At 68.4% G+C, this 21,458-nt stretch carries 20 protein-coding genes and 1 tRNA gene; 10 read left to right on the forward strand and 11 right to left on the reverse strand.

Features of this window, described 5'->3' with window-relative positions; genetic code table 11:
• Positions 1-15 precede the first annotated feature (15 nt).
• Positions 16-1,572, forward strand: a complete 1,557-nt coding sequence (locus tag AS181_RS10555; protein ID WP_058251546.1) for a hypothetical protein — start codon at positions 16-18, stop codon at positions 1,570-1,572.
• Between the two features lie 165 nt (positions 1,573-1,737).
• On the opposite strand, the gene AS181_RS10560 is transcribed toward AS181_RS10555, so the two are convergent.
• Positions 1,738-3,579 carry a hypothetical protein gene (locus AS181_RS10560; protein ID WP_058251547.1) on the reverse strand — a complete coding sequence of 614 codons (1,842 nt, stop codon included), beginning with the start codon at positions 3,577-3,579 and terminating at the stop codon, positions 1,738-1,740.
• Between the two features lie 98 nt (positions 3,580-3,677).
• On the opposite strand from AS181_RS10560, the gene AS181_RS10565 reads away from it, so the two are divergent.
• Positions 3,678-4,037: a chorismate mutase gene (locus tag AS181_RS10565; RefSeq protein ID WP_033203695.1), complete on the forward strand. Its 360-nt coding sequence runs from the start codon at positions 3,678-3,680 to the stop codon at positions 4,035-4,037.
• A gap of 102 nt (positions 4,038-4,139) precedes the next feature.
• Positions 4,140-5,837, forward strand: a complete 1,698-nt coding sequence (pgi, locus tag AS181_RS10570; protein ID WP_058251548.1) for a glucose-6-phosphate isomerase — start codon at positions 4,140-4,142, stop codon at positions 5,835-5,837.
• Positions 5,838-5,884: 47 nt separating this feature from the next.
• On the opposite strand, the gene AS181_RS10575 is transcribed toward pgi, so the two are convergent.
• The 4 genes from AS181_RS10575 to AS181_RS10590 all read right to left on the reverse strand — a co-directional run bounded on the left by AS181_RS10575 (position 5,885) and on the right by AS181_RS10590 (position 8,729).
• Positions 5,885-6,418 carry a hypothetical protein gene (locus tag AS181_RS10575; RefSeq protein ID WP_058251677.1) on the reverse strand — a complete coding sequence of 178 codons (534 nt, stop codon included), beginning with the start codon at positions 6,416-6,418 and terminating at the stop codon, positions 5,885-5,887.
• 19 nt (positions 6,419-6,437) lie between these two features.
• Positions 6,438-6,974, reverse strand: a complete 537-nt coding sequence (locus AS181_RS10580; RefSeq protein WP_058251549.1) for a hypothetical protein — start codon at positions 6,972-6,974, stop codon at positions 6,438-6,440.
• 67 nt (positions 6,975-7,041) lie between these two features.
• A complete protein-coding gene (locus AS181_RS10585) occupies positions 7,042-7,785 on the reverse strand; it encodes an SDR family oxidoreductase (protein ID WP_058251550.1) in 744 nt (247 codons plus the stop codon).
• Between the two features lie 53 nt (positions 7,786-7,838).
• The gene (locus AS181_RS10590) at positions 7,839-8,729 is read right to left on the reverse strand and encodes a DNA-formamidopyrimidine glycosylase family protein (RefSeq protein ID WP_058251551.1); all 891 of its coding nucleotides are present in this window, start codon (positions 8,727-8,729) and stop codon (positions 7,839-7,841) included.
• A 25-nt stretch (positions 8,730-8,754) separates the two neighbouring features.
• Here AS181_RS10590 and AS181_RS10595 point away from each other — a divergent pair, with 25 nt between their 5' ends.
• The gene (locus AS181_RS10595) at positions 8,755-9,495 is read left to right on the forward strand and encodes a 3'(2'),5'-bisphosphate nucleotidase CysQ (RefSeq protein WP_058251552.1); all 741 of its coding nucleotides are present in this window, start codon (positions 8,755-8,757) and stop codon (positions 9,493-9,495) included.
• 9 nt (positions 9,496-9,504) lie between these two features.
• Positions 9,505-10,254: an ABC transporter permease gene (locus AS181_RS10600; RefSeq protein ID WP_058251553.1), complete on the forward strand. Its 750-nt coding sequence runs from the start codon at positions 9,505-9,507 to the stop codon at positions 10,252-10,254.
• A gap of 161 nt (positions 10,255-10,415) precedes the next feature.
• On the opposite strand, the gene cobF is transcribed toward AS181_RS10600, so the two are convergent.
• The 3 genes from cobF to AS181_RS10615 are packed head-to-tail and all read right to left on the reverse strand — an operon-like array spanning position 10,416 to position 12,244.
• On the reverse strand, positions 10,416-11,177 hold the full coding sequence (gene cobF / locus AS181_RS10605; RefSeq protein ID WP_058251554.1) for a precorrin-6A synthase (deacetylating): 762 nt from the start codon (positions 11,175-11,177) through the stop codon (positions 10,416-10,418).
• A 2-nt stretch (positions 11,178-11,179) separates the two neighbouring features.
• A complete protein-coding gene (locus AS181_RS10610; protein WP_058251555.1) occupies positions 11,180-11,989 on the reverse strand; it encodes an SDR family oxidoreductase in 810 nt (269 codons plus the stop codon).
• A gap of 30 nt (positions 11,990-12,019) precedes the next feature.
• The gene (locus AS181_RS10615) at positions 12,020-12,244 is read right to left on the reverse strand and encodes a hypothetical protein (RefSeq protein WP_058251556.1); all 225 of its coding nucleotides are present in this window, start codon (positions 12,242-12,244) and stop codon (positions 12,020-12,022) included.
• Positions 12,245-12,326: 82 nt separating this feature from the next.
• On the opposite strand from AS181_RS10615, the gene AS181_RS10620 reads away from it, so the two are divergent.
• Positions 12,327-13,289 (forward strand): GlxA family transcriptional regulator, encoded by a 963-nt coding sequence (locus AS181_RS10620; protein ID WP_058251557.1) that lies wholly within the window; start codon positions 12,327-12,329, stop codon positions 13,287-13,289.
• A 45-nt stretch (positions 13,290-13,334) separates the two neighbouring features.
• Here AS181_RS10620 and AS181_RS10625 read toward each other — a convergent pair.
• A tRNA-Arg gene (locus AS181_RS10625) sits at positions 13,335-13,410 on the reverse strand.
• Positions 13,411-13,727: 317 nt separating this feature from the next.
• On the opposite strand from AS181_RS10625, the gene AS181_RS10630 reads away from it, so the two are divergent.
• Positions 13,728-15,062, forward strand: a complete 1,335-nt coding sequence (locus AS181_RS10630; protein WP_058251558.1) for an acyltransferase — start codon at positions 13,728-13,730, stop codon at positions 15,060-15,062.
• A 7-nt stretch (positions 15,063-15,069) separates the two neighbouring features.
• Here AS181_RS10630 and AS181_RS10635 read toward each other — a convergent pair whose 3' ends face one another.
• Complete coding sequence (locus AS181_RS10635) at positions 15,070-16,293, reverse strand: oxygenase MpaB family protein (protein WP_058251559.1); 1,224 nt, start codon at positions 16,291-16,293, stop codon at positions 15,070-15,072.
• 151 nt (positions 16,294-16,444) lie between these two features.
• Here AS181_RS10635 and AS181_RS10640 point away from each other — a divergent pair, with 151 nt between their 5' ends.
• Complete coding sequence (locus AS181_RS10640; RefSeq protein ID WP_058251560.1) at positions 16,445-17,110, forward strand: TetR/AcrR family transcriptional regulator; 666 nt, start codon at positions 16,445-16,447, stop codon at positions 17,108-17,110.
• 52 nt (positions 17,111-17,162) lie between these two features.
• Positions 17,163-18,809, forward strand: coding sequence for an MFS transporter (locus AS181_RS10645; RefSeq protein WP_058251561.1), 1,647 nt, complete (start codon positions 17,163-17,165; stop codon positions 18,807-18,809).
• Here the strand turns inward: AS181_RS10645 and AS181_RS10650 are convergent.
• A complete protein-coding gene (locus AS181_RS10650; RefSeq protein WP_058251562.1) occupies positions 18,806-19,243 on the reverse strand; it encodes an SRPBCC family protein in 438 nt (145 codons plus the stop codon). The two genes, AS181_RS10645 and AS181_RS10650, sit on opposite strands and share 4 nt — an antisense overlap.
• 137 nt (positions 19,244-19,380) lie before the next feature.
• On the opposite strand from AS181_RS10650, the gene AS181_RS10655 reads away from it, so the two are divergent.
• Positions 19,381-21,342 (forward strand): gamma-glutamyltransferase family protein, encoded by a 1,962-nt coding sequence (locus tag AS181_RS10655; protein ID WP_091344338.1) that lies wholly within the window; start codon positions 19,381-19,383, stop codon positions 21,340-21,342.
• Positions 21,343-21,458: the final 116 nt, after the last annotated feature.

Below are 21,458 nucleotides of genomic sequence, written 5' to 3' on the forward strand. Positions count from 1 at the left end.
GCAGGAAGAGGCGCCATGAAGAGACCGTCCATCGTCCCCGCCGCCATCGCCCTCGGTGTCGGAGCACTGGCCCTCGTCATCGCGCTCGTCCTGTCGTTCGTCCCGTTCAGCAGCGCCGGCACCGTGGAGCCCACCCCCGCCTTCCGTGCGCAGAAGAGCCTCGACGAGGTGCTGTTCAAGATGGCGACGAGCCCGGCGGCGAAGTTCACCGGCAAGGTCACCTACAAATACGACGACGAGCGCGGCGAGGGGACGGTCGAGTTCGACGACCTGATCGTCACCACGTCGAACACCGCCGAGGGCACGATCACCCTGGGCTCACAGCAGGGCGAGTACCGGCAGATCGGCAACAGCCCGTTCCTCAGCGCCCCCGGCGCTCTGTGGAACGAACTCCTCGTCGACGCCGAGAAGACGAATCTCGACGCCGCCCCGCTCGACAACAAGTGGGCCTCCACCCGCTTCACCAGCCTGCCGCGCCTGGGCACGATCCTCGGCCCGGACAACCTCGCCGGCGACATCGGCAACATCGAGAACGGCGACGCGCCGCAGCTCGGGGCCGAGCTCCCGGCGCCCAACAAGGGCACCCCCGACGCCCGACGCTGGCCCACCACCGACCCGCCGATCGAGTTCGTCGGCGACGACAAGGTGAAGATCGGAGCGTGGGAGGTCACCTTCGACCCGGAGACGAAGAACGTCACGAACGTCAAGGGTCAGAGCGTGCAGGGCCCGGTCACCTACGACATCGACGCCGCGGTCAGCCTGCAGCCGGCCGACCAGGCCCAGAAGGTGTTCGCGAACCAGCGTGCACTCGTCTCGGACCTGCTGTCGGTGCCCGCCCCCGGCCTCTGGATGGAGCAGCCGGTGGTGTCCTCGCGCCAGACGGGTGCATGCACCACCTCGTCCTGCGCCTTCGACTACACCGTGCAGGGCAGCCCGTACGCCGACAACGTCCGCGGCCACTTCAACTACGGCCTGACGCTGAACTTCGCGGTCGGCAACCGCCCGCCCGGCGCCGTCGGCGGTGAGTGCAAGGTGGTCCTGCGGGTCGACTTCGGACGCAACGGAACCACCCGCTGCGCGGCGACCAACCTCCCGCCGGACACCAACATCGCGTCGCGGTACACCTTCACCTATCTCGCCTTCATCGACGCGACCACAGACGAACTGAACGATCTCATCGACAACAACGAGAAGCAGACCAACACCGAGATCGTCTACGTCCGCACCGGGAACAAGGAACCGGCACAGGCCCGGTTCGGCTCCGGTGTGACCGGCCTGCCGAGCTACTACGCGATCAAGCGCGGCGACTACGTCTTCGACGGCATCGGCACCGACGGCAACATGCACATCACCTTCGGTGAGGGATATCAGGACCACATCGTCGGCGGCACCTTCGATCCGTCCTGGGAAGGCACCGAGGTGCTCCGCAAGCAGATGGAGCAGCAGGTCGCAGCGGCGGGCGACGCGCAGGTCGTCTACTTCGTCGCCGAGGAGGAGACCGCGTCGGCGCTGCGAGCCCTCATCGCCGCGGAGAACCAGAGCGACAACATCTCCGCGTTCTACTACGACTAGTGGTGTGTCTCGGAAATAGGTGGCCGGTATCCGGTGGAGCGATCGGTGGTCTGGCAAGGCGGAGGAGGGAGGGATAGCGGAGCTATCTCGACCGACGACAACGCAGCCAGGCGCCGATCGAGCGCCGGAGACCAGTCGCTTATTTCCGAGACACACCACTAGAACTCAGCCGCCCGCGAAGCGCGCCTCGGCGGCCTCGCCCACCCGGCCGGCGCCGGTGTGCAGCCGCAGCCCCGGCGTCAGGGGCCGCAGATCGACGTGGTCGCCGCCACCGTTGATCCGGACATACACCGACCCCAGTCCCGCGCGGACCGGTGCCCGGACCGCTTCCCCGTCCGCGAGCGCGATCTCGATCTCGCCGTCCCGGGTCGCGCAGTAGCTGAGCGCGATCGTCCAGGGCCAGGAGAAGAGCGGACCGTCGAGTCGCAGTCGGGTGGGTCCGTCGACCTCCGGGGTCCGGCAGGTCCCCGCCCCCGCGTAGATGGTGCGACGCTGCGTCACGCCGCCGGGCACGAGATTTCCCGCGGTGTCGAGCACGAACAACCGGTCGGTGGCCACCCCGAAGTCGGGCCGGGGCTCCACGCGGCCGAAGATGCGGCTGACCTGGTTGTCGGGGTAGACGAAGGGTTGCAGGATCTCCAGGGGCACGGACTGGTCGAGCATGGTCACGCCGCCCGGCCCCTGCGTCGCGGCGTCGTGCAGCGATGCGGTCGCGGTCTCGAGGTAGTCGCCGGTCGGGTTGTCCCGCCACGACGACGAGAACGAGACCAGCGACACCAGCGCGGACACCACGACGAGCGCACCGACGACGGACGCGAACGCGGGCAGCGCGGCCGACCGCTCCTCATCGCGCCCGGCCTCGGCGTCGGACGTGCGCGCATGCCGTCCGCCCACATCGGTGGTCCGGGCCGGCGCCGCGCACAGCAGGGCCAGAGCGATGGTGAACACCAGCGCCGTGTCCGGGAGATAGCGCATGTGCTGGGCGAGTTCGATCGCCGTCTGCGGGCTCGACCGGTTCCACATCACCGGGATCTGGGCGGCCACCGCGTAGATCAGCGCGCACACGACGATCGCCGCGCCGCCGCGTCTGCGGGCCACCGCCCACCAGGTCACCGCGACCAGCACCAGCCAGCCGCCGACGATCATCCACATCTGCGGGAAGCCGGTCGGCGGACTCGGCGTCCACCGCTCCCATTCCCACGGCCCGCCGACGAGCGACGGCACGATCGCATCGGTCACCGACCGCCAGACCAGGCGCGCGGTCTGCGCCACCGAATGCTCACCCGACGTCGGGTCGGTGGTGATGAAGTACACCGCCACCCACGACGCGGCGACGACGGTCAGCGCCAGCCACAACTCCCGGGCGGCCCGCAGCGTCACCGTGGTCGCGCGGGGACCGCCGTTCGCGAGGACCGCGGCCACCAGCGCCACCGGGAGGATGAACAACGACTTCTCGAAGAACGCCAGCGCGATCAGGAAGACGATCGTCGAGCGGATCCACACCAGCCGGCGTCGCGCGTCGTCGACGTCACCGCGCGCGAGGCGGACCGCGTCGGCGACGATCCACGCCATCGCCGCCTGCAGGGGCAGGGTGTTGAGGCCGGCCGCCCACCAGGCGAAGGCGGGCACCGTCATCGGACTGAACAGATAGAACGCGAGCGCGACGAGTGCACCGATGCGGGCGCGCGGCGCGATGACCCGCACCATCCGCCACACCGCCACCGACGCGATCGCCTGCATCGCCACGAGCATCAGCGCCGGCAGCGCCCAGTTCAGCGGTGCCAGCCACGTGGCCACCCCGGCGAGCAGGAACGCCGCCGGCATGAAGTGCCCGTCGTGACTGTGACCCAGGTACTCCCAGGACAGGATCGGGTTCGACGACGCGCGTGCCACGAGGACCAGATCGTCCCAGTAGAAGTTGCCCGTCGCGACGAGCCAGCCGCGGATGATCAGCTGACCCACGATCAGGGACAGGGCGACGAGGGACACCATCCGCGCGTTGGGCATGCGCTCCAGTTTCCATGTGCCGCGAGCGGCGTCGTGGTCGGGTCGGGCGACTCGGCCGCATGCGGGTCGTCGCGGGGCGTCGTGGCAAAATCGGGCGCGTGACCGACCGCAGCCCCAGCCCCGGCGCCCAGGACCCCCGCCCGTCCGGCGGCACGTCGTTCGAGCACTCGATCGACCTCGACAAGTACGAGCTCTCGTCCGAGGTCGGCGACCTGCCCGACGACATCGACCAGCTGCGGCTCGAGATCGACCGGCTCGACGCCGTGATCCTCGCCGCGATCAAGCGCAGGTCGGCGGTGTCGAAGAAGATCGGTGCCGCACGCATGGCCTCCGGCGGCCCCCGCCTGGTCCACAGCCGCGAGGTGAAAGTGCTCGAGCGCTTCCAGGATCTCGGCCAGGAGGGGCACACCCTCGCGATGCTGCTGCTGCGTCTGGGGCGAGGGCCACTGGGCCGCTGACCCGCCGGCCCCTCGCACACCGACGCGGTGATCCGGTGACGCCTGCGCGCCACGTGTGACGACCGTCGCGGCCACGACGCCGAGCACATAAGGTTGGTGGTCATGAGCACCCAGGCACCTGGCAGCGACTTCACCGGCACCGACCACGGCGACATCACCGCGACGCAGTCCTGGCAGGCGCTCGCGGCTCATCAGCCGCATGTGTACGCCATGCACCTGCGTGAGGTGTTCGCGATCGATCCCGCACGCGGGCGCGAACTCACCGTCGACGTCGGCGATCTGCACATCGACTACTCGAAGCACCGGGTGCTGCGCGAGACGCTCGAACTCCTGATGAGCCTGGCCCGCGAGGTCGGTCTCGAGGAGATCCGCGACGACATGTTCGCCGGCGCCCACATCAACACCTCCGAGGACCGCGCCGTCCTGCACACCGCGCTGCGCCTGCCGGCCGATGCGACACTGACCGTCGACGGCCAGGACGTCGTCGCCGACGTACACGAGGTCCTCACCCGGATGGGCGAGTTCACCGACCGCCTCCGCAGCGGAGAGTGGAAGGGACACACCGGAAAACCCATCACCGACGTCGTCAACATCGGCATCGGCGGCTCCGACCTCGGTCCGGTGATGGTCTATCAGGCGCTGCGCCACTACGTCGACGCCGGGATCCGCTGCCACTTCGTCTCCAACGTCGACCCCGCGGACATGGTCGGCACCCTCGCCGACCTCGACGCCGAAACGACACTGTTCATCATCGCCTCGAAGACCTTCACCACTCTCGAGACACTCACCAACGCCGCCGCCGCCCGCACCTGGCTCCTGCAGGCGCTCGACGCCGACACCGACGCCGTGGCAAAGCATTTCGTCGCCGTCAGCACCAACGCCGCCGAAGTGGCGGAGTTCGGCATCGACACCGACAACATGTTCGGCTTCTGGGACTGGGTCGGCGGCCGGTACTCGGTGGACTCCGCGATCGGGCTGTCGGTGATGGCCGCGATCGGCAAGGAACGCTTCGCCGAGTTCCTCGACGGCTTCCACATGGTCGACGAGCACTTCCGCACCCAGCCCCTCGAACGCAACGCACCGGTCATTCTCGGCCTGATCGGCCTCTGGTACAACAACTTCTGGGATGTCGGTGTCCGCGCGGTGCTCCCGTACAGCAACGACATGGCCCGCTTCGCCGCCTACCTGCAGCAGCTGACGATGGAGTCCAACGGCAAGTCGGTCACCGCCGGCGGCCACCACGTCACCACCGACACCGGCGAGATCTTCTGGGGCGAACCGGGAACCAACGGCCAGCACGCCTTCTACCAACTGCTGCACCAGGGCACGCGGATGGTGCCCGCGGACTTCATCGGTTTCGCCGAACCCACCGACGACCTGCCGACCGCTCCCGACGGCTCGGGTTCCATGCACGACCTGTTGATGAGCAACTTCTTCGCCCAGACCAAGGTGCTCGCCTTCGGCAAGACCGCCGACGAGATCGCCGCCGAGGGCGTGCCCGCACATGTCGTGGCCCACAAGGTGATGCCGGGGAACCGCCCCACCACCTCGATCCTCGCCCCCCAGCTCACCCCGTCGGTGATCGGCCAGCTCGTGGCGCTCTACGAGCACCAGGTCTTCGTCGAAGGCGCCATCTGGGGCATCAACCCGTTCGACCAGTGGGGTGTCGAACTCGGCAAGACCCAGGCCAAGGAACTGCTCGGCACCATCACCCGACCCGAAGCGCCTGACACGCACGACGATTCGTCGACCGACGCCCTCGTCACGTGGTACCGGGAACGACGGGGCCGCGCGGTCTGAGGGGGTTTCGACAAGCTCAACCGGCACAAGGGCGGCTCAACCGGCGGTTAGGTCCAGTACTCCTCGTCGAAGACCGCATCGGGGATCTCGTCCCCGGGTTCGACGCCGAGCGACTGGATGCGGCCCATGATGGCGGCCGCGGTCGCCACGTAGGTGACGAGATCGGTTGGCTCGACGTCTCGTTCGGCGGGATCACCGCCGAGGAATTCATACAGGGCGGGTGGCACGCAGGCACCCATGTCCAGGGCGCGGGTACCGGTCGCCTCCCGCCACGCATCGAAGCTCGCCACGTCGACGGCCTCGGCGACGTCACCGGTCCGGACGGCCTCGGACACCTCGTCGACGGTGGCCAGCTCACCCGAGGTCCCGCTCGACGGGTCGAAGCCGAGAACCGTGTCGGCGGCGGTGGTCTCGTCGTCGGAGAGGGTGAAGTAGACGATGCCCCGCCAGTCGGAGCCCAAGGCCGCGATGTCCGTGCGGTCGAAGATCTCGCCGAGCAGTTCGCCGACCTGATCCCGCTGTCGAGCGCCGAACACCTGAAACGCGCCCGAGGCCACCACTTGTCCTTGCTTGTTCGCCACGACGGCCACCTTACGCAGGTCAGTCGTCGATACCCAGGACGACCACGCGACCCGTCGTCAGCGACAGGTACACCGTCGCGCGCCACTCCGGTGACGAAAACGCACGGTCGAGGGCGGGCCCGCCGACAAAGCCGCCGGGCGGCACCAGGTCGCGCAACGCGCCCGCCACCGAGTCAGGCGGGGCCACCGGGTCGGCGCCGTACTGCCCCGCCCATGCTGCCGCGCGCTCGGTACCGACGTTCACGACCGCGTCGAACCAGTAGGTGGATGGTCCGGGGACCCTGTCCGACGAGTTGCCACCGAGGGTGCCGGCCGTCCAACCCTCGATCACCGAACCCTGCAGGAGCGGAAACCGTCTGATCACCGGCCCCTCGTCACGCTGTGGTCCGGCGGTCACGATCTTGGTGGAGGGCGGCGGCGCTGACGTCGACGCCGGAGGCGAGGGGATCGGATCGCGATCGTGCGGTGCCGCAGGCGCACAACCCGCGAGAAAGACGGACCCCGCGGCGCACGCGGCGAGGACGGCCGTCAGCCGCTCGAACCGATGAACACCCATCCCGTGACGGTAGCCCGTCGCCGGGGGTCGAACGCGAAACATCCACTGTCTGAACGAACTACACAAATCAGACCAGTCGGCGGCTGACCGACGCCGGCAGGAACTTCAGCGCGGCCGCGATGGGTGTCCAGGGCCACGCGGGCACCGGGGCCCAGTCCTTCTCCGCCTCGATCGCCTTGACCAGCGCGTCGACGCCCTTGTCGGTCTCGACCATCAGGGACGTCTTCACGCCCCGGTTGATATCGGTCTCGATGTAGCCCGGCGCGACCACCGACACCGTGATCGGCGACGACGCGAACTCGGCCTGGAGTCCCTGCCCCAGCGCCGTCAGCCCGGCTTTCGACGCCGAATAGGCGGCCTGCGCCTTGGGCATGCCGCGAACACCCGAGATGGAGCTGATCAGCACGAGGTGCCCGGCGTTCTGCGCACGGAAGATCTCCAGCGCCGCCTCGGCCTGGGCCAGCGCGCCGACGAGATTGGTCTGCACGGTCTCGATGTTCGCGGCGGCCTTGCCGGTGCCGAGGGGTGCGCCCTTGCCGAGTCCGGCGTTGACGATGACCCGGTCGAGACCGCCCAGACCGTCGGCCAGCCTCCCGAAGACCTCGGGGACGGCGTCCACGTCGGTGACGTCGAGCGTCGCGACCTCGACCTGTGCGGCGGTGGGCCGCAGTTCGCCGGCCAGCGCATCCAGCTTCTCGCGGCGGCGCGCCGCGAGGGCGAGCGAACGTCCCTGGGCGGCGAAGCGTCGGGCCATGCCTTCCCCGAGCCCCGAACTCGCACCCGTGATGAGAATCCTCTGCCGTGTCGTCACGAGGACCAGGCTACCGGCCGGTAAGTTCTGCCTTCCCGGTCGCCCGGCGCGACCTACTTCAGCAACCGCGACATCCGACGGTCCGCCAGCACCTTCCCGCCCGTCTGGCACGTGGCGCAGTACTGGAAGGACCGGTCCGCGAACGACACCTCGCGGACGATGTCGCCGCACACCGGACACGGCAGGCCGGTGCGGGCGTGCACGCGCAAACCAGTGCGCTTCTCGGACTTCAGCCGCGCGACGGCCTGCCCCTCCAGACGCCCGGTCGCGTCGGTGAGCACGCCGCGCATGGCGTCGTAGAGTGTCGCGACCTGGTCGGCCTTCAGTGTTTTCGACGACGCGAACGGCGACAGGCGTGCGGTGTGCAGGATCTCGTCGGAGTAGGCGTTGCCGATCCCGGCGATGGTGTGCTGGTCGGTGAGCACGTTCTTGATCCGGCCGGTGGTGCCGGCGAGGATCTCGGCGAACTGTTCGGACGTCAGCTCGAGCGCGTCCGGTCCCAGACCGGCGATCCGCTCGACGTCGGCGAGGTCGCGGACCAGCCACACCGCGAGTCGCTTCTGCGTCCCGGCCTCGGTGACGTCGAACCCCTCGCCGGGTAGGCCGCAGTGCACGCGCAGGGCGATCGGGCTCTTCCCGCCCGGCCGCAGGGGTTTGGGCGACAAGTCCTCGCTCCACCGCACCCAGCCCGCCCGCGACAGATGGATGACCAGCTGCAGCAACGGCTCTGACGCAGTGGCCGCCGAACCGGGAATGGTACGGATGACCAGGTACTTCCCCACCCGGCCGACGGATTCGACGATCCGGTCCATCAGCGCCGTGTAGGGCGGGTCCGCGGTCTTCAACACTGACAACGACGCGACGTCGACCCGGCGGATCGGGAGTCCGGCCGCACGGCCGTCGACGTAGTCGGCGATGGCGGCCACCTCTGGGAGCTCAGGCATGCCACCAGTGTGCTCTAGTTGTGGGATGAACTCCCGACTTTCCGACGCCGAGCTGGCCGCCCGGATCGCGCAGGGAGCCGGCGAAGTACTCCTCGGAATCCGTTCGGGCGACCTGCTCGGCGGCGCGATGCTCGGCGATGTGGGCGATGCGCTTGCGCAGGCTTGGATCTCGACGGTGCTCCGCAAACACCGGCCACGCGATGCGGTGTTGTCCGAGGAAGCCGCCGACGTCGGCGACCGGGCCACCGCGTCGCGCGTGTGGATCATCGACCCCCTGGACGGCACAAGGGAATTCGCCGGCGGCTCGTCGGACTGGGCCGTACACGTCGCCCTGACCGAGAGCGGGATCGTCACCGAGGCGTCGGTGTCGCTGCCCGCGACGGGTGAACTGTTCCGTTCCGACACCGTCGCGGAGACCACCGGCGAACTGACCCGGCGTCTCGTCACCTCCCGGTGGGGCGGCTCGTATGAGACCAGCTACGTGGCGAACCGACTGGGTCTGCAGATGGTGCCGGTCGGTTCGGCCGGCGCGAAGGCGATGGCCGTCGTCCGCGGCGATGCCGATGCCTATGTCCACGCCGGCGGTCAGTACGAGTGGGACAACGCAGCGCCGGTGGGGGTCGCCCTGGCGGCCGGACTGCACTGCAGTCGCCTCGACGGGTCGGAGATCGTGTACAACAACCGGCATCCGTACATGCCTGACTTCGTCATCTGCCGCAGCGAGATCCGCGAGGAGATGCTCGGCGCGCTGCGTCAGATCTGGTGAACTGAACCGGTGAACGGCATCGGCGACGCGGTGGTGCGCATCGGGCCCGCACTGGTGGTGGCCGTCGTCCTGTTAGCCGTGGTCGCCGTGCTGGTGAACCGTCGGAGCGGATTGGCCCGGGAGACCGTCGTCGCCACGCTCCGGGCCGGCGCGCAACTCGCGGCACTGGCTGCCGTGCTCGCCGCCGTCATCCCCCACCTGTGGGCCTCGGCGCTGTTCGTCGCGGTGATGGCGACCGCCGCGTCCTGGACCTCGGCCCGACGAGTGCGACCGGGGGGTCCCCGCCTGGCGGGAACCGCGTGGTGTGCCGGGCCGGTGGCGGCGCCGACGATCGCGATCGTCACCGCTCTGGTGGCAGTCGGTGTGCTTCCTGCCCGCGGCATCGCCGTGATCCCCACTGCCGGCATCATGCTCGGCGGCGCGATGGTCACCGCCTCGCTCGCCGGACGCCGGGCGCATGACGAGCTGTCGGTCCGTCGCGGCGAGGTGGAAGCCGCGCTGTCGCTCGGCTTCGACCCGCGGGACGCTCGGATGGAGATCGCCGGCCCGCCCTCGGCGACCGCGCTCGTCCCCGGCCTCGATCAGACGAAGTCGGTGGGACTCGTCACGATCCCCGGCGCGTTCGTCGGCATGGTCCTCGGCGGGGCGTCGGTGTGGGCGGCCGCGGCGATGCAGATGTTCGTGCTGATCGCCTTGCTCGCGGTGAGTTCCATCGCGATGCTCGTGACGGTGGAACTGGTGGCGCGAGAGCACCTGTGATCTGGCGACGCATCTCACCAGGACCCTTCGTGACGCTCGCAAGCTCGCTCCTCAGGGAGCGGGGTGGGCCCCGAGGTGCGAGGTGCGAGGAAGCGAGCGCAGCCCCTCCGTTCCCTGAGGAGCGCCCGGAGCTTGCGGAGGGCGCGTCACGAAGGGTCCGGCTACTGGCGACTCTTCCGCAGCAGATAGATGTCCATGATCCAGCCGATCCGGTCCCGGGCCTCGGCGCGAGCTTCGACGATCCGGTCCGTCACCTCACCGACCTTGCCGCTGATCAGGATCTCGTCCTCGGTGCCGACGTAGGCGCCCCACCAGATGTGATCCTCCGGGTCGGCGGTGTGCCGGAAGGTGAGGTCGGCGTCGAGCATCACGATCTGATTCGCGTCGGCGCCCGCGGGCGTCTCCGCGAGGCGTCGGCCCGTGGTCGTGTGGATCGGTTCGCCGACGCGATTGGCGACGATGCGGTGGGCCGCCGTGAGCGCGCTCGCGCTGGTCACGCCGGGGATGACCTCGACCTCGAGTTCGAGGTCGTCGCGGGCGGCGAGATCGTCGACGATCCGCAGCGTGCTGTCGTAGAGGGCGGGGTCACCCCAGACGAGGAACGCGGCCACTCCCCCGTCGCCGACCTCGTCGCGCAGTGCGCCGGCGATCAGCTCGGCGCGCGCGGCGTGCCAGCGCCGGACCTCGGCGTCGTAGTCGGCCGGTTCCCGGTCGCGTGGCGGATCGGGGATCTCCACCAGCGAATGCCCCTCGCGCGCATACTCGTCGAGGATGGCGCGGCGTGCGTCGAGGAGGCCGCTCTTCGCCGTGCCCTTCTCCAGCGCGAGGAAGGCATCGACGTCGGCCATCGCGTCGATCGCCTGCAGCGTGATCTGACGCGGTCCGCCGGGCCCGATCCCGATGACTCGCAAGGTGAGTCGCACGGTCAGATCTTCACCTTCGAGAGTCCGTGCTTGCGCGCGGTCATGTCCAGGATCAGCTGTCGCGGCGCGAGACGCCGGAGCAGGAAGACCACCCCTGCCTGATTGCCCTTGGCGTAGAACGGCTTCGGATGCTCGGCCAACGCGGCGTCGACGATCTGGGTGGCCATGCTCACCGCACTGATGCCCGCGTCCTCGTTGCGCCGGGTGGCGGCGGCGAGCGTCTCGTACTCGGCGCGATAGGGCGAGTCGTCGCCGATGTGAATGCTGCGGCGATCACCGATGCCGGTGGCGATCGTGCCGGGTTCGACACTGATCATCCGTATCCCGTACGGCGCCAACTCGCGTCGCGACGCGAGCGCGAAAGCCTTCAGCGCCGACTTGGTCGCGGCGTAATTGGACCGGAAGGCGACCGGGAAGCTGGACAACATCGACCCGACCATCACGACCGTGCCCCGGCGCCGGAGACGCATGCCGGGCAACACCACTTTGGTCAGCGCGATCGGCCCGAAGACGTTGACCCGGAACAGATCCTCGACGGCCGCCATCGAGGTGTCCTCGAGCGCACCGGCCTGGGACTCGCCGGCGTTGTTGATCAGGATGTCCACGTCGCCGACGAGGGCCGCGCAGGACTCGGCGGATTCGTAGTCGGCGTTGTCGAGCCGGACGTAGGTGACGCCCTGGATCGGGTTGCGTACGGAATCCGGATTGCGGGTGGTGCCGTAGACCCGGTGTCCCCTCGCGACGAACTGGCGGGCGACCTCGGCCCCGATGCCACTGGTCGCGCCGGTCACGAGGACTGTCTGTGAACTCACGACCGCAACGGTAGCGCAGCGGCCGACGGGTCAGATGAGCTTGTCGTACCGGCGGGTGAGGATGCTCAGTTCTGCTGCCACTCGCTCAGTGTCGGGACCGTAGGGGCGCCGCGGATTCCGGGTGAACCAGTCGGCAATCCGCTGGCCCGGCGTCCGCTGGCCGACGGGGGTACGTCGCGCGGTGAGACTCAGTAGGCCGGCTGCACCGACGACCGAGGCGACCACGACAAGGGCGAGAACGAAGAGGAGTGTCATGGCAGTAATCCTCCGCCCACATCATTTCGGCCACCAGTGGCAGTTAAGTCAATGTTCGCAAATTATCTGCCATACTGGTCAGGTGCTGCATTCGGTTGGTGTCCTCCTGTACGGACACGTCGCGCTCTTCGAGTTCGGCGTCGTGCACGAGGTGTTCGGCCTCGACCGCACCGACGACGACGTCCCCGCCTTCGACTTCCGGGTCGCCACACCGGATCCCGACACCGCGCTGGCCGTCGGCAACGGGGTGTCGATCCAGGTGTCGCACACCCTGGACGAGTGCCGCGACGTCGATCTCGTCGTCATCCCCGGCGGAAGCATCAGCGGCGACTACCCCGTCGAGATCCTGGACACCATCCGTGCGGTCGTCGACAACGGCGGACGTGTCCTCACCGTCTGCTCGGGCGCGTTCGTCGCCGGCGCGGCCGGACTCCTCGACGGCCGTCGGTGCACCACCCACTGGCGCTACGGCGACCATCTCGCGCGCATGTTCCCCCAGGCGCAGGTCGACACCGACGTCCTCTTCGTCGACGACGGACCCGTGACCACGAGCGCCGGCACAGCCGCCGGGATCGACGCCTCGCTGCACCTGGTCCGCGAATCCTGGGGACCGGCCGTCGCCAACCGCATCGCGCGGCGCATGGTCGTGCCGCCACACCGCGACGGCGGACAACGCCAGTTCGTCGAGGCCCCGGTGCCGGCATGCAACGACGAGGGCTTCGGATCGCTCCTGGCCTGGATGACGGCCAACCTCGACCGCGATATCAGCATCGACGACATGGCGTCCCGGATGCACATGTCCGGACGTACCTTTGCGCGTCGCTTCGTCGACGAGGTCGGCATATCGCCTCGCCGCTGGCTGACCGAACAGCGAGTGCTGTCGGCGAAGAACCTGCTCGAGACGACCAGCGCCAGCGTCGACGAGGTGGCACGCCAGGTCGGCTTCACGTCGGCGACGCTGCTGCGCCACCATTTCGCCGCGAGTGTCGGCGTCTCGCCACTCGTCTACCGTCGGCGGTTCGCGAAATCCGGCGTGAGTTCGTAGGCCGAAACCCCGCGAGACGGCACTCGCGCAGTGGAACGGCCAGACTGGTGCCCTCGGTAGGATTCGAACCTACGACCTACCCTTTAGGAGAGGGTTGCTCTATCCCCTGAGCTACGAAGGCGGACCGCGAAGAGCCCACGGTGGCGCGGCTCCCCGACAGCGGGAGTCTACGCGAGCGACCTCACCCGGCCACACCACACACCTCAGATGGTGAAGATCGTGTAGTTCGCCCCCGTCGCCGGGAACACCCACGACGATGTGTGACGCCCGGCGTCGGAATGCGAGCACCGGTACGATCGACCCCGACGCGAACCGGACATTTCCGGCTGTGATCGTCACCACTGAGGACACCCCGGCGTTGAGGTTCCTGCCAGCCTGTGTCCGTACACTGCCTACCGCATACGTTCTACCGTTTCACCCGGGGAGGTCTTTTCGTTGGTGCACGCGGCATCAGGATCGGCGCGCACCGCCGACGACGACGAGACCACGGCCACCGCTGTCGAGTCGCCGGACTCCGCCACCGTGGCACCCCGTCCCGCCGAGTCTGCCCCTCCCGCGCCCACGACCAAGCCCCGCGGTCGGGCGCACACCGCCGACTTCGTCCGGGTCGTCCTGTTCACCTTCGTGGTCGTCGCGCACAGCATCAACGCCATCAACGGCGGTGCCGACGAGATCAGGGGCGCGAATCTCGTCGGCACCCTGTGCCACCTGACCCGATACGGCTTCGTGGCGGTGACCCTCTACGTCCTCGTGCTGAGCATGCAGGGTCGGGAGATGTCGCCGTGGCAGTTCTGGCGGCGTCGTTTCGGGCTCGTCGTCGGCCCCTACCTGGCATGGACGCTGATCTACACGATCACCGACCACATCATCATCGCCGACAATCCGTTCCCGCCGATCAGTGAGATGGCGCCGCGCCTCGCGCACGACCTCCTCGTCGGCGAGGGCAAGTACCAGCTGTACTTCCTGCTGATCTCGATGCAGATCTACCTGTTCTTCCCACTGATCTCGTGGCTGTTCGAGCGGGGCCGCGGCCGACCGTGGCTGATGCTGGCCGGCGGAACCGCGATCCAGCTCCTGGTGTTCGTCATCTACCAGTACCTGCCCCGACCGTCGGGTCAGGTGTGGGACGTCGCCTACCAGCACCTGTGGAAGACGCTGCCGATGTACGCGCTCTTCATCACCATGGGCGTGCTGGCCGCGCAGCATCGCGAGGCGGTCGATCGTTGGCTCCGCGACCACATGGCGATGGTCGTCCTGGTCGCGGCGGGCTGCGCGGCCTTCACCGTTGCCGGATACCTGTTGGCGACATCGCCGGGCAACGTGCCGTGGAAGGCCAACACCGCCTGGAACCCGGTGTCGCTCCCCTGGTTCATCGGCGGCTTCGTCCTGCTGTGGCTGATCGGCCTCGTCTGGGATGACCGACGCGCCGCCGGCCGGCCCGCCGGCGGAAAACTGGTCTCCCAGGCGACCCTGCGCGCTTTCGGGGTCTTCGCGGTACACCCGCTGATCCTGGACGTCCTCGGACGCGTCGGATTCCTCAGCGGCCTCTTCGACTGGTTCCCGCATTCGGCGATCCTGCGCTCGATCATCTTGGTCGTGCTGGTACTGACGGCCTCGCTGGCGCTCGTCGACGTCCTCCTACGCCTACCGTTCAGCAAATGGCTCACCGCCCGGCCCCGCATCCCCCTGTTGCCGAAGCGGAACAAGAAGAAGCAGGACCGGGCGGTGGAAGTCGGTCAGTCGGCGGGGGCTGAGAAGGAGTCCGCCGGCTAGTTTCTGGCTAGTTGTACTTCGGGTTGTTGATCACCGGGATCTCGATGTTGATCGGCATCCGCAGTTCGGACATGTAGAAGAGCACGAACTGGCGGAGGAACTCGTCGAACAGCCAGTACGCCTCACGCGGCATGCCGACGTTGAGCAGGCCCTCGCGGATCTGTACGTACGGACCCCACGCCGTCTCGAGCAGCGGGCTCCACACGGGCTCCCTCGGGATCTGATACCAGTTGGCGACCTTGTCACCGAGCACGAATCGCGTGAGCGCCCCCAGGACGCCGCGCGAGATCAGCGAGAGGTCGAGGTTCATGCCGAGGTCGAGCAGCATGTCGGCGAGCTTGCGACCCTCGGGGGTCGGCGCCAGGATCGGGTCGAGGACCTGCTGCGCCTGCGAGTCGGCGGCGGCCCAGGAGGCGGGGATGTACTCGTCCTGGACGCCCAGCAGGCGAGCGGTGATCTGCCACGAATGCAGGAATCCGGCGGATTCGTCGGCCGCGATCGGGACGTTCCACTTGTCGAAGTTGCGCATGACGGTCGTCGGCAGGCTGTGCCAGGTGACCATGATGTCGGCCTGACTGATCGGCTTCTTCTCCGTCGCGCCGTGCACCCAGTGCGGCGACTGCGGCAGGAGGTGTCGCACGCCGGCGTGCGCCATACGGGTCTTCACGCAGGTCACGATCATCTCGCCGCCGGGCTGATAGGCGTTGAGCGATCCGATGTCGTATCCGAGCTTCGCGGTCTTGGTGATGCGGTCCTTGAGGTCCCATCCGCCCTTGGAGTAGTAGACCGACCGGGCCTCGCGCGGGATGACGGTGCTCATCATGCCGCTGGCGAAGCCGTACAGGACGCCGAGGTAGGTTCCGCGCTTCTGGTTGAATCGGACCGCGTCGGCCAGCTTGGCCTGGTCGGCCCACGCGGGCAGCTGACGAGCGTGCTCCATGAAGTCGCGCAGTTCCGAGGGCAGCCCGGCGGGCAGCGGCTGCGAGTTACGATGCCACGTGCGCAGCAGGCGATTGACGTTGCGCACCTGCCCGCTGTCGATGACCTTGGCGATCACCGGGTCGGCCTCGTCGTCCCACAGCTGCCGCGGGTCCGCGCCGCGACCGCGGCCGGGCACCGAGTTCGCCGGCGACCACGTCCACGGCGTCGTCTGCGAGAGCGCCGCGACCGCACCGGCTGCGCCGACGACACCGCCCGCGCGTATCAGGTTCCGCCTGTTCAGATCTTCCATGACCCCGTCCCATCACTTCCATGTATCAATGTGACAAACAACGTATCCTTGTATCATTGTTACCACCGCATGCTCCAGAACACACCTCTTTCGCGAATTTTGCGATCATGGAAGCTCATGCGGTCATGATGTGAGGAAGGGGGTGAGGCGAGTGACCACGCAGCCGTCCGGCGCTTCGCTGTCCAGCTCGCTTCTCCAGCGGGCGTTTCTCGAATCCGCGGCTCAGTCCGACGTGGCCGCCGATCCCACCGCCGAACGTCTGCTCGACGCGGCCTTCGAACTCTTCTGCCGACTGGGTGTGCAACGGACGCCGATGGAGAAGGTGGCGAAGAGCGCCGGCGTCACGAGGGTCACCCTGTATCGCAAGTTCGCCACCAAGGACGCCCTGGTCGACCAGGTGGTGCTCCGCGAGTTCCGTCGGTACTTCGACCGGTTCCGCGCGGAGATCCGCCGCGCCGACACCGTGGCCGACCGCGTCGTGGTCGGGTTCGTCGGTTCGCTGCGGGCGATCTCCGGCAACCCGCTGATCGGTGAGATCAGCGACGCCGAGCCCAGCATGCTGATCGAATCGATGATCGGCGGCGACGGCATGCTGCTCGCGACGGTCCAGCACTTCGTCGCCGCCCAGCTGCGCCGGGAACAGCTGGCGGGCAACATCTCTGACGAACTCGACGTCGATCTCGTGGCCGAGATGATGGTCCGCATCTCCGCGTCGTTCCTCACCGTGCCCAGCCGCGTCGTCGACATCACCGACGACGCGCAGCTCGCTGCGGTGGCGCGCCAGTTCCTCGTACCGATGCTCAATCCCGCGCAGTAAACCGCCGAACCTGTAAAGATCAGAGCGCTCACCACATCTGAGGGGACTGACGATGCGCTCTTGGTCTGTGATCATCATCCTGGCCGTCTCACAGTTCGTGATGGTGCTCGACAGCACCGTGATGAACGTGTCCATCTCGGTCGTGGCCGACGACCTCGGGACCTCGATCACCGGCATGCAGGCCGCGATCACCTTCTATGCGCTGACGATGGCCGCCTTCATGCTGACCGGAGGCAAGCTCGGCGACTTGATGGGGCGCGCAAGAGCATTCAAGATCGGTGCGGTCATCTATGGCATCGGTTCGCTGACCACGGCGCTGAGTCCCAACCTGACCGTCCTGCTCATCGGTTGGTCACTCGTGGAGGGGCTGGGCGCGGTGCTCGTCATCCCTGCGATCGCATCGCTGGCCGCCATCAACTACACGGGCAAGGCCCGGGTCACCGCATTCTCGATCCTGGGCGCGGTCACCGGGCTGGCCGCCGCTGTCGGCCCGCTGCTCGGTGGCGTGATGACCACATACCTGTCGTGGCGCTACGTGTTCGTCGCCGAGACCGTCGTCATGGTGGCGGTCCTGTTCGCGGCCAAGCTGATTCGTGACGTTCCCCGCGACCCGGAGGTACGCATCGACCCGCTCAGCGTCGTGGCATCCGCCGGCGGCCTGTCGCTGATCGTCTACGGCGTACTGCAATCGAAGACGTGGGGTTGGCTGAAGCCGCAGCATCCGCCGGAGATCGGCGGGGACGAGATCGCCCCGCTGGGTGTCTCCCCCGTGGCGTACCTGTTGCTCGCCGGGGTCGTCGTGCTCTGGTTGTTCGTCCTGCGGCAGCGCACCCTGGCGAAGTCCGGCCGCCAACCGCTGCTGCGTGTCGAACTCTTCCGCATCGCTGCTCTCCGAAGCGGACTCGGCGGTTTCCTCGCCCAGTACTTCGCGATCGCCGCCCTGTTCTTCGTGGTTCCCGTGTACCTGCAGACGATGCTCGGACGCGATGCACTGCAGACCGGGGTGAAGATCCTGCCGCTCTCGGTCGGGCTCGTCCTGTTCTCGATCCTTGGATCCTGGCTCACCGCACGGCGTTCCGCACGGTTCATCGCTCGCGGCGGACAGATCACGATGGCGCTGGGGACGCTTCTCGTCATCGCCTCGGTGGGAATCGATCTGCGCAACGCCGCCTTCGCCGCGGGCATGTTCGTGGTCGGCGCCGGCTTCGGTCTGCTCGCTTCACAACTCGGCAACGTCAACATGTCCGCTGTCGAGGAGAAGGACACCTCGGAGGTCGGCGGCCTGCAGGGCACCTTCCAGAACCTGGGGTCGTCGTTCGGCACCGCGGTCGCGGGATCGGTCTTCCTGCTCATGCTGTCGTCGGGCTTCGTGTCGGCGGTCGACGACGCCGAGAACCTCTCCCCCACCGACCAACAACGCATCATCGCCGCCGTCGACGAGCAGGGAGTGCCGATCATCTCCGCCGACGAGGCGCGCACCCTCGTCCTCGACGCGGGCGGCTCGGAGGAGTCCGCACAGGCGGTGTCACAGGCCTATTCGGATTCGCAGATCGCGGCCCTGCAGCAGTCGCTGTTCGTCGTCTTCGGCCTGCTCGTGCTGGCGTTGCTGTTCTCGCGGCACCTGCCCAACCGGATACCGGAACCCGGCCCGGCGCTCGAACGGCAGTCGGCCGAGCCCGAGCCGGAATCCGGCTCCTAGTCGATCTTCTTCCTGATCGTCGCTTCCGTGTGCCGCACCGCCTGAGCGGCGAACGGTCCCACGACCTTGCCGAGGAGTTTGCCCGCCATACCGCCGGGGAGGTTGTAGTTGATCTCGACGTCGAGTTCGGTGCCCGATCCACCGTCCGCGTCGGCGAACCGCCACGTCGTGTTCGCGTCGAAACCCTCGACGGCCTTCAACTCGATGAGCTCGTTCTCGACGTACTCGGTGCACTCGACCACCGACTTCAGTGTCTTCGGTCCGACGTCCATCGAGACCGCGAACTTCGCTCCGAGTCCGCTGGTCTTCTCCGTCGTCGGCTCGAACCGGGTGACCCCGAGCAGGTACTCCGGGACGTTCTGGTAACCGTCGATGTAGTCGAAGACCCGCTCGCGCGGCCTGTCGATCTTCGCCCGATGCCGTACCACTCCCACGATTCTCCCCGTTCGTCTCGTCCGGCCGACCATGCCGGTGCGGCCCTCCGCCTCGACCCTATGCGGTCACGGCCGCTGTCCTGAACATTCGACCCAGTTCGCGTCGCGAACGGCCACTCGGTCAGTACGCTTGGCCGATGACGGCCGGGTCCGGAGTCTCTCGAGTGGTACGTGTCCTCGTCGTCGCGACGGCCACCACCTTCCTCGCGACTGCCTGCGGCTCGGATCCAGCCGAGCCGGAAGCGAGTCCGGTCACCTGCGCCGAGATCCCCAACGGCGAGATGATCGACGCCCAGACGATGACGGCCGCACCCACCGACATCGCCACCAGACCGGAAGTCGCGTCCGGCTTCCGAACAGGGATGAGACCGGTCGTCACCGACACCTACGCAGCGGCAACCGCCAATCCGCTCGCGACCCGCGCGGCCTGCGAGGTGCTGCGCGACGGCGGGACGGCCGCCGACGCCCTGGTCACCGCGCAGATGGTGCTGGGACTCGTCGAGCCGCAGTCCTCCGGGATCGGCGGAGGCGCCTTCGCGCTCTACTACGACGCGGGGTCGAAGAGCGTGCGGGCCTTCGACGGTCGCGAGACGGCGCCGGCGGCGGCCACCGAGACCTACCTGACCCGGATCGCCCCCGACGATCCCACCCCACCCGCGCCGAGTGCCCGCGCCTCGGGACGGTCCATCGGCGTGCCGGGCGTGCTGCGCATGCTCGAGATGGTCCATGCCGACTTCGGCGGACAACCATGGCGAGATCTGTTAGATCCGGCGATCGAATTGGCCGACAACGGGTTCGACATCAGCCCGCGGCTGGCGACCGCGATCGCCGCGTCGGCGGCCGAACTCGGTGCCGACGACGAGGCCCGCTCCTACTTCCTCGCGAGTGACGGCGCCGCGAAGCCGGCCGGCACCCGGCTCGTCAACCCCGCGTACGCCAAGACGCTCGGCACCCTCGCCGCCGACGGCGCGGGCGCGATGTACGACGGGCCGCTCGCCCGAGCCATCGTCGCCGAGGCGGGCAGCACCGCGGGCGGCATGACACCGAGCCTGATGACCGAGCAGGATCTACGCGACTACCGTGCCATCGCCCGGGAGCCGGTGGTCACCACCTATCGGGGGCGACAGATCGTGGCCATGCCCGGACCGTCGTCCGGCGGGATCGCCGTCGCGTCGGCGCTGGGCATCCTGGCGAACTTCGATCTGCCGTCGATGCCGCCGTCCGATCTCGACGCCGACGGCGGGCGTCCCGACCCAGCCGCCGTGCACCTCGTCACCGAGGCCGAACGCCTCGCCTACGCCGATCGCGACAAGTACGTGGCCGACCCGGACTTCGTCCCGCTGCCCGGGCGCGGGGTCGCGACCATCCTCGATCCGGCCTATCTGCGGTCTCGGGCAGCGCTCATCTCACCCGACTCCTCGCTCGGCGAGGCGCCGGCGGGTGACCTCGGACCGGTGCCCCTGGGGTCGCACCCGGGCACCGAACACGGAACCAGTCACATCACCGTCGCCGACCGGTACGGCAACGTCGCCACGATGACGACGACCATCGAATCCGCCTTCGGCAGTTACCACATGGTCGACGGGTTCCTACTCAACAACGAGTTGACCGACTTCTCCGCCGAACCCCGCGACGACGACGGGACGCTGCTCGCCAACCGGGTCTCGCCGGGCAAGCGGCCGCGCTCGTCGATGGCGCCCACACTCGTTCTGCAGCCCGGCGCCGACGGAGCGCCGGCCGAGGTGGTCGCGGCCCTGGGTTCCCCCGGCGGGTCGGTGATCATCCAGTTCGTCATCAAGACGATCGTCGGGATGCTGGACTGGGGCCTCGATCCCCAGCAGGCCGTGTCGATGATCGACTTCGGCTCGGCCAACACCCCGACCTCCAACGTCGGCGGCGAACACCCGCTCGTCGACACCACGGACGACGGCGCACACGATCCGTTGGTCCGCGGCCTTCGGGAACGCGGAGCCGAGGTGTCGGTCGAGGAACAGTCGAGCGGGCTCAGCGCCCTGCTGCGACACGGCGGCGGCTGGATCGGCGGCGCCGATCCGCGCCGCGAGGGCGCGGTGATGGGCGACAACGCGACGCTGCGGTAGACCATCGCGCCACGGGTTTTCGGGAAACGGCGTTGCCTCGATCGGTTCCGAGGGGCACTAGTTTTCCTCGGCGTCACATGGGGGCAATCGGGCGCATACACCCAGCTCATAGCGTC

The sequence above is a fragment of the Gordonia sp. SGD-V-85 genome (assembly GCF_001456905.1).
In the GTDB taxonomy this organism is placed as follows: Bacteria; Actinomycetota; Actinomycetes; order Mycobacteriales; family Mycobacteriaceae; genus Gordonia; species Gordonia hongkongensis.